We start from the raw sequence: 11867 nt of genomic DNA, 5'->3' as shown, positions 1-11867 counted from the left end.
GCATGAACGACAGTCCCATCCTGGCCGCCCTCACGCCCTCCCACTGGGAGCGGGCCAATCGCGAGCTGATCGCGAAGATGCTCACCGAGTTCTGGTACGAGGAGATCATCGCGCCGGCGGTCGACGACGGCGGCAGTCTGCGGCTCGAGCTGCCGCCGGGGTTCCTGACCGGACGAGCGGTCCGCAGAGAGCTGGGCTGGTGGCGGGTCGATCCGTCGTCGCTGGCCGTATCCGGTGACGCGGCGCTGCCGGACGCCGTCGACGTCTTCCGGCACCTGCTGCGCGACGCCGACGCGGCCACCGTCGCCGGCGCGATCGCGGAGCTGTCCTCGACGTTGCTCTCCGACGCGCTGCACCTGGCCACCGCGCGTCCCACCGCCGAGTTCGTCGACCAGGAGCCGGTGCTGGTGGAGAGCCAGCTGACCGGTCACCCGTGGATCGTCGCCAGCAAGGGGCGGGTCGGCTTCGACGTCGGCGACCTGGAGGCGTACCCGCCGGAAGCCGGCCAGGACGTGCGGCTGCTCTGGTTGGCCGCCGATCCGTCCGTGGCGCAGGTGGCGACCGTGCCCGGGCTGGACCACCACACCGTCGTGCGCGAGCAGGTGGGTCCGGCGGGTTGGGATCGGCTGCGCGCCCGGGCCCACCTCGGCGGCCTCGACCCGGGCACCTGCGTCTACCTGCCGGTTCACCCGTGGCAGTGGACGCACCGGATCGTGCCGCTGCACGCCGCGGACCTGGCCCGCGGGTCGCTGGTGTTCCTTGGTGAGGGCCCCGCTCGGTACCGCCCGCAGCTGGCCATCCGCACCATGACCGACCTCGATCACCCATCGCGGAGGTACCTCAAGCTGCCGGTCTCGATCCTCAACACGTCGGTCTATCGCGGGCTGCCACGGGAGCGAACGCTCGCGGCGCCGGCCCTGACCTCGTGGCTGGCGTCGGTGGTCGACGGCGACGCTTTCCTGCGCGAGACCGGGGTGATCCTGCTCGGCGAGGTGGCCGGCGTCAGTGTCGCCCACCCGGCGTACGAGGCGCTGCCCGGCGTCCCGTACCAGTACACAGAGCTGCTGGGCGCCATCTGGCGAGAGCCGGTCCAGCCGTACCTGGAGCCCGGCGAACAGGCGGTGTCGCTGGCGGCGCTGCTGCACGTGGACCCGCAGGGCGGGTCGTTCGCGGCGGAACTCGTGGCCCGCAGCGGGCTGTCCGCCGCGGAGTGGGTCGATCGGCTGCACGCCGCGATCCTGCCGCCGCTGCTGCACGTGCTGTACCAGTACGGCGCGATGTTCTCCCCGCACGGGCAGAACTGCATGATCGTGCATCGCTCCGGCGTACCCACGCGCCTGGTCGTCAAGGACTTCGTCGACGACCTGGCGATCTGCTCGGAGCGGATCCCCGAGCACGCCGAGCTGCCGTCGTCCGTCCGGGAGGCGCTGGCGGACGTCACGCTGGAGGCGAAGACGCTGCGCAAGTACCTGCAGAACGGGCTGCTGATCTGCGTGTACCGCTACCTTGCGGAGATCGCGGCTGACCGGCTGGGCGTGCCGGAGACGGCGTTCTGGAGTTCGGCGCGCGATGTGTTGTCGTCGTATCAGCAGCGGTTCCGCGGTGAACTGGGCGACCGGTTCGCGCTCTTCGACCTCGAGTCGCCCACGTTCCCCAAGCTGTGCCTCAACCGGCTGCGGCTGTTCGAGCGCGGCTACGTCGACGACGCCGAGCGCCCGGTGATCTCCGCCGTCGGCACCGTCGCGAACCCGCTTGCCCCGACCTTCCAAAAATGATCACGTGGCGTTGGGGTACTCCCGCTGCACCAGGGATGTTTACCCGGTGCAGTGGGGGTAAGCCTGTGATCGCACTCCGAACCTTGTTCGACTAAGTCGGACTAAGTACACTCGACGCATGGGCGTCACAGTCAACATCCACGAGGCGAAGACGCATCTGTCTCGGCTGCTCGAGCAGGTCGCGGCCGGCGAGCGCGTCGTGATCTCGAAGGCAGGCAAGCCGGTCGCCGACCTGATCCCCCATCAGCATCGGCCCGTCCAGTTCGGCGGCTTGAAGGGACAACTCGGCTACGACGACGACTCGTTAGCGGCGCCGGACCCGGACATCCAACACCTCTTCTACGGCGACGATGCTGCTTCTTGACAGCCAGGTCGTGTTGTGGGTCCTCGACGACAGTCCCCGCCTCGGCGGATCAGCCCGAAAGCAGATCAGCACGGCTACCTTGGTCCACGTTTCCGCTGCTACGGTGTGGGAGCTGACCATCAAGTCGATGCTCGGCAAGCTGCGGCTACCGGACGGCTTCGCTGAGCTGTTGGCCGATCAAGGTCTCGTCATGTTGGACGTCACAGCCGAGCACGCCGAAGCGATCCGCGACTTCCCGGCGATCGCTCGCCACGATCCGTTCGACCGGCTCCTCGTCGCCCAGGCGGCGAGAGCGAACCTCCGCCTGCTGACCGCGGATCGGGTGCTGCTGGCGCTCGGCCAGGACTTCATCATCGACGCCACGTCGTAGCAGGCGTGGCCGCGGGCTTGTGCCGCGACGGACCGCGACGAGCGTCGGCGACGTCACCACGAGATGCAGCGGGCGCTCACGACGTCACGGTGGCGACGGCACGATCGGATGCATGATTCCCCAGCGAGACACCGATCGCGGTCAGTGCCTCCTGGACGACCTGCGCCGGCAGCTCCCGCGGTGTGACGTTCCGGCGCGCGCATTCGGCAGCGGCAACCCCGGCCGCCTGGGCGGTGATCGCGCAGGCCGGCGTGTTGCGCGTCGAAGCGAACGCGCCCGCGTCGACCGACAGGCACCGGCCGGCGATCAGCAGGCCTTCGACACCGCGCGGCAGCAGGCAACGGTAGGGAATCCCGTAGCCACTGCCGACGCCGATCATCGCGCCTCCTTCGCCGCCGGGCTCGTGGATGTCCAGCGGCGCGTTCGACAGTCCGATGGCGTCGGGGAACCGCGCCTGCTTACGGACGTCGTCCTCGGTGAGCACGTAGTCGCCCTCGATACGGCGGGTCTCGCGAACTCCGAGAACCGGCGCGACGTCGAGGAAGATGGCCGACTCCATGCCGCGGACGTAACGCTTCAGGAAGTCGAACGCGCAGTACGCCTGCTTCCGCACCTCGATCGCCGCCCGGGTACGAGTCCGGGGCTCGAGGGCATTGCCCTGTACGCGGGTGGCGTTCACGTTGAGCTCGCCGGGCAGGAGCCCCGCCTTCATGTGCAGGTGTGACTTGGGGATGATCCACTCGAAGCCGTCACGACGAGCGTCCGCGATGCGCTGCTCGAATCCGGCCATGTAGAACTTCAGCACGTAGTCGCCGTTGTCCCGGCCGGCGCCGTCGGGGATCACCAGCTCACGGATGTCGTCGGGGTGGCCCAGGCAGTCTTGAGCCAGTTCCGAGAACTGGACGTTCAAGATGCGGAAGTAGCTGGTCATGGGCTGGACGTGCCCGTCGCCTGGACGCCCGTACATGAAGTTGACGCCGGCCAGGGCCGCGACGTCGCCGTCACCGCTGGCGTCGATCACGGTCGGGGCGGTGGCCAGGTACGGCCCCGCCTTGGTGTGCAGCTCGACCCCGCGGATCACGTGGCCCTCTTGTAGCGCGCCGGTGACATGAGCGAACAGCATCACCTCGACCCCGGCCTCCTCCAGCGTCTCGATGATGACGCGCTGCATCACCTCGGTGTCGAACACCCCGCTGTAGGTGCCCCAGTGGGAGGCCTGGACATTCGGGTCGGCCCCTCCGTAGGAAGCCGCCCGCTCGATCAGGTCCAGGTACACGCCGGGTTGGACGATGCCGGTCGGCTTGGTGAGGCGCCCACCGGTGATGAGGCCGCCGAGGATCCCACTGCTCTCCACCAGCAGCACGCGGGCGCCGGCCCGGGCTGCGGCGACGGACGCGACGATGCCGGTGACTCCGGCTCCGACCACGATGGTGTCGTACGTGCCGAGATGCTCCATGGTTCCTCTTTCGGTAGCCGTCGTACGCGTTGCCAGATGGGCCACGGACGTGGTGAGCAGCGCCAACTCACTCGCCGGAATCGTCAGCCGCCAAGACCTTGACTCGACCTGGGTCCGGTATACCATAGCGCGATGTTGGTATACCACTCGGAGTTCCGATGACCGCGACGAAGCACAGCCGTGGCGAAGGCGGCACGCGCAAGTACGAGGCCATCCGTCAGGAGCTGCGCGCTCGGATCCTCAGCGGTCATTACGAACCCGGGCATCCCATTCCGGAGCGGGTGATCGCCGACGAGCTGGCCGTGAGCCGGGTACCGGTACGTGAGGCGCTTCGGCAACTGGAACGGGACGGGCTCGTCTCCATCGTCGCGCAGCGAGGCGCGCAGGTCCGTCAGTTCAGCGCGGAGAACATGCAGAGCCTCTACCAGGCGCGCGAAGCCCTGGAGGGGATGGCCGCGCGGCTCGCCGCCGAACGTGTCGACGAGAACTATCTCGAACCCTTCATGGCGCAGTTCAAAGGCCTGATCGACAGGTCGATCACGATGGACCCGGCCGAGGAGTCCGCACTCGGCAACGACTTCCACGACGCCATCGCCCAGGGCAGCCGGAACGCCACGGTCATCGAACTGCTCGCGACCATCCACGATCGTGTGCGGCTGTGCCGACGGCTGACCTACGGCCACGCATCCCCATCGTGGGCACGGCGGGCCGCGGAAGAGCATCTCACCATCGCGCAAGCCATCAGCCGCGGCGACGCCGACGGCGCCGAACACGCCATGCGCACACACGTGGCGACCTGGGCCGGCTTCCTTCGAACGCACCTGGCCGGCGACAGCCCCCTCCCTTGATGAGCACCGACCGACTCGCCAGGAACCCGAAATCCGCAGTGACCGCACCCGGAGCAGTACTCAACGAGGAGTAGTGATCTCGCATGGTAGCCACCGAATCCAGACTCACCGTGGCCGCAGTGCCGGAAGGATTTGGGGGCTACCTGCGCTCCTTGGGGCCTGGCGTCGTCATGGCCCTGGCGTGGATGAGCGCCGGCGACCTCGTCGCCTCGTCGGTCTCCGGTGCCGACTACGGCTACGTCCTGATCTGGGCATTGGTGCTGTCGCTGCTCGCGCGCTACGTGTTCGTCTCCGCGATCGCGAAGTACGTCCTGTGCAACAACGTCTCGAGCAACTCGATCATGGAAGGGTTCCGCCGGCTCTGGCGCCCTCTGCCGCTGCTCGTGGGGCTGTGTGCGTTCATTCTCGGCTTCGGCTACGCGACGTACATCATCAAAGGCGCCGGCACCGCGTTCTACAACCTCATCGGGCGTCCGGGCGACTCCGAATGGGGAGTCTTCTACTCAGCGGCGGGCCTCGTGGCGATCACGCTGGTTCTGCTGTTCACCCGTCGTCAGTATGCGACCTTGGAGTTCACCGCCCGCGCCGCGGCCATCATCCTGCTCGTCAGCTTCGGCACCGTCGCCGTCATCCAGGGCTTCGACCCGGTGGCGTTCGTGGAGGGCCTTGCCTTCCAGGTTCCCGAGAGCACGGGCGGCGTCGAGAGCCTCGTCATCGTCGCCGCCCTCATCGGCGGCGTCGGCGGGTCGACCACGAACCTGATGTACAACTACTTCCTGCAGGACAAAGGCTGGCTCACACCTGGGCATCGCAAGATCCAGCTCATCGACCTGTTCGTCGGGATCATGGTGATCCTCGTGATCAACCTCGCGATCTGGGTCACCGCGGCGGAGGCGGACGTTTCCGGCAGCGCGATCGACGACGTGAACACGCTCGCGATGCTGCTGGGCAACACGATCGGGCAGCTCGGCGAGGTCCTGTTCTGGCTGGGCCTGTTCTTCATCACGTTCACGACGTTCCCGGCGTACTCATACGGGCAGACGAAGCTCCTGATGGACGGAGTCACCCACACCGTCCAGTCGAGTGCCGACGAGGCCACGCAGCTCGCCGCCGCGGACTTCGAGAAGAGGGCGTCGTTCCGGTGGCTGCAGGGAGGGTTCCTCCTGGTGCTGCCGCTGATGTTCTCCATCCCGGCCATGCCGTCGTTCGTGGAACTCACGATCCTCGTCAACGCCCTGGCCGCGGTGGCCGCCCCGGTCATCATCATCGCGGTGATCGTGCTGACCTCCAGCAGCAGGTTCGTCCTGCCGCAGTACGTCAACCGGTGGTGGGTGACCGCCGCCCTGGTCGTCGTCGGCGGCATCGGCTTCTGGGCGTCCTACCAGGCGATCATGGGGATCTTCTTCTAGTTCCCCGCTCAGCCGCTCGTGCACGGCCTGCTGGTTGCGGACCTCACGAGGCTTCTTCCCGCTCCACCAGGTATGTAGGCATGGTGGAGCGGGAGAACGCCTGGTGGCGTGCCGGATCGTCGATGATCAACGCTGGCCGGTGCCGGCACATGAAGAGTGCGTCACCGCTTTCGAACTGCGTAGCTCAGGTGGGTGACCCGATCGGTTGGCTCAGCACGTAGCGGCTCGAGGGCCACGCGGGCGGCGTCGACGCCCTCGAACAGGCGGATTCCGGAGCCGAACAGCACGGGTGAGAGCGCGATCGTGAACTCGTCGACCAGGCCGGCGTTCAGGTACTCCAGGATCGTTGCGCCGCCACCCGCGATACGCACGTCGCGGTCGCCGGCAGCCTCGCGGGCCTGCTCGAGCGCGGACTCGATGCCGTCGTTCACGAAGTGGAAGGTTGTGCCGCCGGGCCGCTCCCAGGGGTCACGCTTCTCGTGCGTCACGACGAACACCGGTGTATGGAACGGGGCGTTCTCCGGCCACATCTGCTCGCCGGCGTCGAACATGCGCTTGCCCATGATGTTCACGCTGGTGCGGTCGAACGCCTCCCGCGCGATGTCGTTGTCGCGCCCCTCTTCACCGCCCTCGCCGAGACTCAAGTTCTCGCGGATGAACCGCAGCGGGAACATCCACGCCTGCAGCTCCATCCACTGCTGCCCCATCAACTCCGAGAGGGATTCGGGCGCTATGAACCCGTCCAGCGACATCGACACGCTGAAGAACACCTTCCCCGCCATCAGCCCTCCGCTCCGTTACGAACAAGCGCTGTGACGTAGACCGCCAGGTTGCTCAGGGTCTGCTGCCCGCCCTCGACCGCGTGGTACTTCTCGACCGCCTCGTCGCGCAGCTCCTTGGTGGCGAACACCGTGCGCATCTCGATCCGGGTCGCCGCCCCAACGGACTCGAACGTCAGGACCGACTCGAAGGCGTCGGGGTCGTCGCGGTACTCGCCATGGAGGAACTTGATCCGCTCCGGCGGGATGAGTTCGGTCCAGGTGATCCACTCGGGATAGTCGGTCCCGTCCGGTCCGTGCATCACGAAGTCCCACTCCCCGCCGACTCGGAACTCGAACCCCAGTGTCGTGGTCGTGAATCCCTCCGGTCCCCACCACCGCGACAGGTGCCGCACCTGGGTGAACGCCTCGAACACCAGCTCCCGTGGGGCGTCGATGACCCGAGAGATCATGATCTCCCGGTCCGCGGACGGCGCCGGTGCTCCTTGTCTGTCTCGCTCATCAGCCACTCCTCTTGCTTTCCTGCTTGAGTTCCTGCGCGTACGCGTCCAGCCGGTCGAGGCTCTCGTTCCAGAACTGCTCGAACCCGCCGGTCCATTCGTGGATCGTGCGAAGCCCGCGGGCGTCCAGGCAGTAGAGGCGCCGCTTGCCGGCCTTGCGGTCCCGGACCAGCCCGACCTCCCGGAGGACCCGCAGGTGTTTGGATGCCCCTGGCTGAGTCATCCCTAGTTCCTGGGCCAGTTCGGTCACCGGCTGCTCACCCGCCCGCAGCAGCACCAGGAGCTCCCGGCGCTGCGGCTCGGCGATCGCGTTGAAGACGTCCGACGTCGTCGCTGCTCGTGCCATGACCGCAATCATATACCCATATGGGTATGCGTAGGACGAGCCGTGTTCGTAGGGGCGAACGTGAACGCCGTGCAGCGGATGCTGGGGCGTGCGAAGGCGTCCATGACGCCGATCTGTTCGAGGACGACTCCACCCTGTGGCGGACCGACTCGACGAGATCGCCCGAACTGCGAACGATCTGCGGACCGAACCGACCACCAAAACAGATCAAGGCCAGGCGGCAAGCGCCTGGCCTCGGGGTTTTGCTGGCGGTCCTGACGGGACTTGAACCCGCGACCTCCGCCTTGACAGTGCGGATCGGGCTCGTCGTCCGCTGTCGTCCGTTGCCGTTGGCGGTCCATCTGCGCAGGTCAGGATGGCGGCTGATACTGGCCCTTGTTCGTGGGCGGTGCGGGTTCTGATGCCTCTTCGCTGCCTCTTAGCTGCGCGGCCACGTGGCCCGCCTGGTGCCTGCGCGTCCTCATCAGTTAGTCGCCCCCGGCCGGTGCTGGAACACCGGGCCGGGGACTTGATCCCAACCTGAGCTAGCCAGGGAGAGACCCGTGGTCAACGTACCTGAACGTGACAAGAGAGAGATCATCGCCCGCGCGCCGTTCGTCGACGAGATGGTCGGTGAGATGGTGGCGCACCTGCTGCACGGGAACGCGCACATTGACCTGGAGATCAAGCCGATCGAGACCGACATGTACGCCAAGGTCGGCCTGAACCTGAAAGAGGTCCGCCGGACGGCACTGGAGCTGCTGCGGATGGCCGAGGTCGCGCAGCAGGCGACGTGGACACCGAGGCTGCTGGCCAATGTCCGTGAGCGCTACCTGCCCGGCGCGACGGATGCGCAGATCATCGAGCAGTTGCGGCGGCTGGCCGAGCGAGACGACGGTCTGGAACTGCTCGAATCCGGTCTGCTGTTCCCCCAGGACGGCTACGCCCTCACCGCCGATGCCCATCGCGAGCTGGTCGACCGCATCGCGGCTGCGTTGTCGGCGGCCGGTGTAACGCTGGGCGAGCTGGAGACCGTCGTGGGTGATCTGCGCAAGGTCCACCGCGCCGACGTGGAGAACGCATCATGACCGCCGCCGCTGATCGCGAGAGCTGCGGCGTGAAGTGGTGCGACGAGGCCGGCGTGCACACCATCCACCGGGATTACCTGGAGTCGATCCCGGCCGACTCGGGACGCTGGGTGCTCGGCGTCAACGTCGTCCGCCCGCACAGCTCGATCATCGGCGTCGAGCTGACGACCGTGCCGCGTCATGGCCGTAGCACCGTGGTCCGCCTCGGGAGGCATGAGGCCGAGCTACTGCACGAGGCGATCCGCGAGGCCGTCGACCGCATCCGGCGACGAGCCGGCCGCGACGACCTCTGACAGTTGTGCCGGCTGGTCTCGTCGCGTCCGCTGATGGTGCGACGGGACCAGCCGTATCCCCATACGAGCTGCGACGACGCACGACCATTCCCGAGCCTGCGTCGTCTCGATCGAAAGTGAGACTGCTGTGTCTGCTGAGCTTCTGCCGTACGCTGGGACTATGTCCGAGATGCCGGTGCAGGACGCGAAGGATCACCTCAGCGAGGTGATCAGCCGAGCCACGTCCACCGGGGAGGTCATCTACCTGACCGACCACGGCGAGCGCCTGGCCGCCATCATGCCGGCCGAACGCGCCGCCGTCCTCGATGGCCTGCTCGCCGTCGAGGAGTTCGAGGCCGAGCACGGACCGATCCCCGCCGACGAGGCACGCAAGGCGCACGACGTGCTGGTCCGCGAGGGCGTCATCACTGACTGATGGGCATCACTTACGACACCGGCGCCCTGGTCGCGGCGGAAGCCAACCGCGTCGACATCTGGGCGCTCCATCGTGACGCGCTACGCCACGAAATCCGCCCTGTCGTCCCCGCCGCCGTCCTGGCGCAAGCATGGCGCGGCGGCCCACAGCACCAGCTCTCGCGCCTGCTACGTGGCTGCAAGATCGAGCCGATGACCGAACAACTGGCCCGCGATGCCGGCGCCGCATGCGCAGCCGCGAGAACAAGCGATGTTGTTGACGCCACGGTCGTCATCTCCGCGCTCTCGCGCGGCGACCTCGTCGTCAGCAGTGACCCAGGCGACCTCGCCCACTTGGCCGACGCCTTGAACAAGCCCATCCGCTTGCACGCTGTGTAGCAACAGCCGAATGCTGGGGCGATCCGCATCTGATCCGTAGGCGGCCAACGGTGCTCCGTTAGCGTCCACAGACATCCTCTGAGCTGCGCTCATCTCCATCGGGGACCCGGTGGCATCGTCTCAATCTACCGTCGTCCAGGGGTTCGTGTTGGCACAGGCGTTAGTGGCGGATCAACGGCGTCTGTCCGGGCTAGCAGCCCTACTTGAGCGGAAGCAAGAGTCCCAGCCTGTCGGTACAGTCCCCCGGTCGTCCGCGCTGCGGTTTGAGCCTAAGGCCGGGCTAGAGCTGCGGTGCGCCGGCTAGTTGCGGAACCCGGACCTAGGCAACATGATCAGTGATCCGAACGGACAGGCATCGCCATACGTGACATGGGGGGTGAAGGGGCTGACATGGGGGCAGACGCGCGCATCAGCCACCTATGGCCGGAACACGGCAAGCTCGGCTACTGTTACCTAGTGGGTAGCACCCGTTGAAGATCGTGTATGCGGACAAGGATGTCCTGACCCTCTGCACGAACGAACGTGAGGCCCGACGCGAGTTGGGTGAAGAAGGCGTAAGGCGCCTCAAGCGGCGGATCAAGGAACTAGAGTCGGCGACGACCTACCGGGACCTGTTCGAGGGACCAGGACGCTGGCATCCGCTGCACGGTGACCGTGCTGGGACCGTTGCCGCGGAGGTGACCGGGGCCCTTCGACTGGTCGTGTCCTTTCTAGAGGAAGCCCTAGCACTAGTCATCAGCATCGAGGACTACCACTGAGCGCCAGGGAGGAGGCAGGTTCATGACGACGTACTACGAAGGACCTACGGACTACGCGGTGCCCACGGGCGAGTTCATCACTGAGTGGCTAGACGACCACGAGGTGAGCCAAGGCGAGTTGGCGCAGCAGATGGGTATGTCCAGGAAGCACGTCAACCGGGTGATCGCTGGAGCGCCACTTACGCCCGACTTCGCCAACCGACTCCAACTGGTGACGGGTGTTCCTGCGGCGCGGTGGCTCGCTCTTGAGGGGACGTACCGTGCCGACATCGAGCGTCTCGGTCAAGAGGAAGAGTTAGCTTCTCGTACCGACCTATTGGACCAGCTAGCCAAGAGTTCCGCATACCTGCGGAAGCACCAAATAGTCACCGCAACTCGCCGTAAGCCGGGCATCCTTCTCCGGGAGATCATGGCCTTTTTTGGTGTCGGGGATGCGGACCAACTGAGTCTACAGCTGCAGAAGCCTGTCGCCGCCTTCAGGCAATCTGAAGCGCACCGGATTGACGTCGCATCTGTGGCTACATGGCTCCGTATGGGTGAGCTTGAAGCTATGGACGAGTTTCCTAATGCAAAAGAGTACAGCGAATCAAGGCTCAGAGAATCGCTGGAGGATATTCGCTCCCTATCTCGGTCCACGAACTACCCGGAGATTCTTTCCGCGAGGCTTGCGGAACTCGGGGTAATCCTGGTTGCTGTGCCTGAGGTCGAGGGGTGTCGTGCATACGGTGCGACGAGATGGCTTCGCAAGCATCCGATAATTCAGCTTTCTTTGCGTGGAAAGAACGATGGCCAGTTCTGGTTCACACTGTTTCACGAACTCGGCCATGTTCTGCTGCATCCGCGCGATCAGCTTTTCGTCGAAGGGATCGACGGGAAGGATAGCGAGTTTGAGCGTCAGGCGAACGATTTTGCTCAGGAAACCTTGATACCAAGCATCTTTGATCCTGATCTTTCCTTGCTAACGTCCAAAGATGATGTGATCACCTTTGCCGAGCAGATCGGCGTCTCTCCTGGCATCGTCGTAGGCCGCCTTCATCGCCGCGAACTATGGCCACCGACGCATGGGCAATCTTTGTTCGTCCGGTTGAATTTCGTCGACTAGCCGGGTGC

Annotated in this window: 14 protein-coding genes; 10 read left to right on the top strand and 4 right to left on the bottom strand. The window is 66.1% G+C overall.

Going from position 1 to position 11867, the window contains the following annotated elements; genetic code table 11:
• Positions 1–2 precede the first annotated feature (2 nt).
• The 3 genes from JIAGA_RS0102800 (at position 3) to JIAGA_RS0102790 (ending at position 2509) form a co-directional block, all read left to right on the top strand.
• Entirely contained in the window at positions 3–1775 is a 1773-nt protein-coding gene (locus JIAGA_RS0102800; protein ID WP_051425608.1) for an IucA/IucC family protein, read from the top strand.
• Between the two features lie 118 nt (positions 1776–1893).
• Positions 1894–2139 carry a type II toxin-antitoxin system Phd/YefM family antitoxin gene (locus tag JIAGA_RS0102795; protein WP_026874492.1) on the top strand — a complete coding sequence of 82 codons (246 nt, stop codon included), beginning with the start codon at positions 1894–1896 and terminating at the stop codon, positions 2137–2139.
• Positions 2126–2509, top strand: a complete 384-nt coding sequence (locus tag JIAGA_RS0102790) for a type II toxin-antitoxin system VapC family toxin (RefSeq protein WP_026874491.1) — start codon at positions 2126–2128, stop codon at positions 2507–2509. Before JIAGA_RS0102795 ends, JIAGA_RS0102790 begins: the two co-directional genes overlap by 14 nt.
• Positions 2510–2585: 76 nt before the next feature.
• On the opposite strand, the gene JIAGA_RS27145 is transcribed toward JIAGA_RS0102790, so the two are convergent.
• Entirely contained in the window at positions 2586–3965 is a 1380-nt protein-coding gene (locus JIAGA_RS27145; protein WP_051425606.1) for an FAD-dependent oxidoreductase, read from the bottom strand.
• A gap of 158 nt (positions 3966–4123) precedes the next feature.
• Here JIAGA_RS27145 and JIAGA_RS27140 point away from each other — a divergent pair, with 158 nt between their 5' ends.
• The gene (locus JIAGA_RS27140; RefSeq protein WP_051425604.1) at positions 4124–4813 is read left to right on the top strand and encodes a GntR family transcriptional regulator; all 690 of its coding nucleotides are present in this window, start codon (positions 4124–4126) and stop codon (positions 4811–4813) included.
• A gap of 119 nt (positions 4814–4932) precedes the next feature.
• Positions 4933–6222: an Nramp family divalent metal transporter gene (locus tag JIAGA_RS0102775; protein WP_169738803.1), complete on the top strand. Its 1290-nt coding sequence runs from the start codon at positions 4933–4935 to the stop codon at positions 6220–6222.
• A gap of 161 nt (positions 6223–6383) precedes the next feature.
• On the opposite strand, the gene JIAGA_RS0102770 is transcribed toward JIAGA_RS0102775, so the two are convergent.
• The 3 genes from JIAGA_RS0102770 to JIAGA_RS0102760 are packed head-to-tail and all read right to left on the bottom strand — an operon-like array spanning position 6384 to position 7847.
• Positions 6384–7004 carry a dihydrofolate reductase family protein gene (locus tag JIAGA_RS0102770; RefSeq protein ID WP_026874489.1) on the bottom strand — a complete coding sequence of 207 codons (621 nt, stop codon included), beginning with the start codon at positions 7002–7004 and terminating at the stop codon, positions 6384–6386.
• A complete protein-coding gene (locus tag JIAGA_RS0102765) occupies positions 7004–7453 on the bottom strand; it encodes an SRPBCC family protein (protein ID WP_035812008.1) in 450 nt (149 codons plus the stop codon). Before JIAGA_RS0102765 ends, JIAGA_RS0102770 begins: the two co-directional genes overlap by 1 nt.
• Positions 7454–7502: 49 nt before the next feature.
• Positions 7503–7847 carry an ArsR/SmtB family transcription factor gene (locus JIAGA_RS0102760; protein WP_026874487.1) on the bottom strand — a complete coding sequence of 115 codons (345 nt, stop codon included), beginning with the start codon at positions 7845–7847 and terminating at the stop codon, positions 7503–7505.
• Positions 7848–8389: 542 nt separating this feature from the next.
• Here JIAGA_RS0102760 and JIAGA_RS0102755 point away from each other — a divergent pair.
• From JIAGA_RS0102755 to JIAGA_RS0102730, 5 genes are all read left to right on the top strand, one after another.
• Positions 8390–8914: a hypothetical protein gene (locus JIAGA_RS0102755; protein WP_026874486.1), complete on the top strand. Its 525-nt coding sequence runs from the start codon at positions 8390–8392 to the stop codon at positions 8912–8914.
• Positions 8911–9207: a hypothetical protein gene (locus JIAGA_RS0102750; RefSeq protein WP_026874485.1), complete on the top strand. Its 297-nt coding sequence runs from the start codon at positions 8911–8913 to the stop codon at positions 9205–9207. The genes JIAGA_RS0102755 and JIAGA_RS0102750 overlap by 4 nt, the downstream gene beginning before the upstream one ends.
• A 160-nt stretch (positions 9208–9367) precedes the next feature.
• Entirely contained in the window at positions 9368–9622 is a 255-nt protein-coding gene (locus JIAGA_RS27135) for a type II toxin-antitoxin system Phd/YefM family antitoxin (protein ID WP_051425603.1), read from the top strand.
• Positions 9622–9999 (top strand): hypothetical protein, encoded by a 378-nt coding sequence (locus JIAGA_RS0102740; protein WP_035812003.1) that lies wholly within the window; start codon positions 9622–9624, stop codon positions 9997–9999. The genes JIAGA_RS27135 and JIAGA_RS0102740 overlap by 1 nt, the downstream gene beginning before the upstream one ends.
• 780 nt (positions 10000–10779) lie before the next feature.
• Positions 10780–11859 (top strand): ImmA/IrrE family metallo-endopeptidase, encoded by a 1080-nt coding sequence (locus JIAGA_RS0102730; RefSeq protein ID WP_026874482.1) that lies wholly within the window; start codon positions 10780–10782, stop codon positions 11857–11859.
• The last annotated feature ends 8 nt before the right edge of the window (positions 11860–11867 follow it).

The sequence above is a fragment of the Jiangella gansuensis DSM 44835 genome (assembly GCF_000515395.1).
GTDB classification, from domain to species: Bacteria; Actinomycetota; Actinomycetes; order Jiangellales; family Jiangellaceae; genus Jiangella; species Jiangella gansuensis.
Note: the sequence above shows the minus strand (reverse complement) of the source record. Positions and strands in the feature narration are given on the sequence as shown.

Bases quoted from the DNA above. Each gene is read 5' to 3' on its own strand.
- JIAGA_RS0102795 (WP_026874492.1), top strand. From the start codon at position 1,894: ATGGGCGTCACAGTCAACATCCACGAGGCGAAGACGCATCTGTCTCGG.
- JIAGA_RS0102800 (WP_051425608.1), top strand. From the start codon at position 3: ATGAACGACAGTCCCATCCTGGCCGCCCTCACGCCCTCCCACTGGGAG.
- JIAGA_RS0102730 (WP_026874482.1), top strand. From the start codon at position 10,780: ATGACGACGTACTACGAAGGACCTACGGACTACGCGGTGCCCACGGGC.
- JIAGA_RS0102765 (WP_035812008.1), bottom strand. From the start codon at position 7,453: ATGATCTCTCGGGTCATCGACGCCCCACGGGAGCTGGTGTTCGAGGCG.
- JIAGA_RS0102740 (WP_035812003.1), top strand. From the start codon at position 9,622: ATGGGCATCACTTACGACACCGGCGCCCTGGTCGCGGCGGAAGCCAAC.
- JIAGA_RS0102750 (WP_026874485.1), top strand. From the start codon at position 8,911: ATGACCGCCGCCGCTGATCGCGAGAGCTGCGGCGTGAAGTGGTGCGAC.
- JIAGA_RS0102790 (WP_026874491.1), top strand. From the start codon at position 2,126: ATGCTGCTTCTTGACAGCCAGGTCGTGTTGTGGGTCCTCGACGACAGT.
- JIAGA_RS27135 (WP_051425603.1), top strand. From the start codon at position 9,368: ATGTCCGAGATGCCGGTGCAGGACGCGAAGGATCACCTCAGCGAGGTG.
- JIAGA_RS27140 (WP_051425604.1), top strand. From the start codon at position 4,124: ATGACCGCGACGAAGCACAGCCGTGGCGAAGGCGGCACGCGCAAGTAC.
- JIAGA_RS0102760 (WP_026874487.1), bottom strand. From the start codon at position 7,847: ATGGCACGAGCAGCGACGACGTCGGACGTCTTCAACGCGATCGCCGAG.
- JIAGA_RS27145 (WP_051425606.1), bottom strand. From the start codon at position 3,965: ATGGAGCATCTCGGCACGTACGACACCATCGTGGTCGGAGCCGGAGTC.
- JIAGA_RS0102770 (WP_026874489.1), bottom strand. From the start codon at position 7,004: ATGGCGGGGAAGGTGTTCTTCAGCGTGTCGATGTCGCTGGACGGGTTC.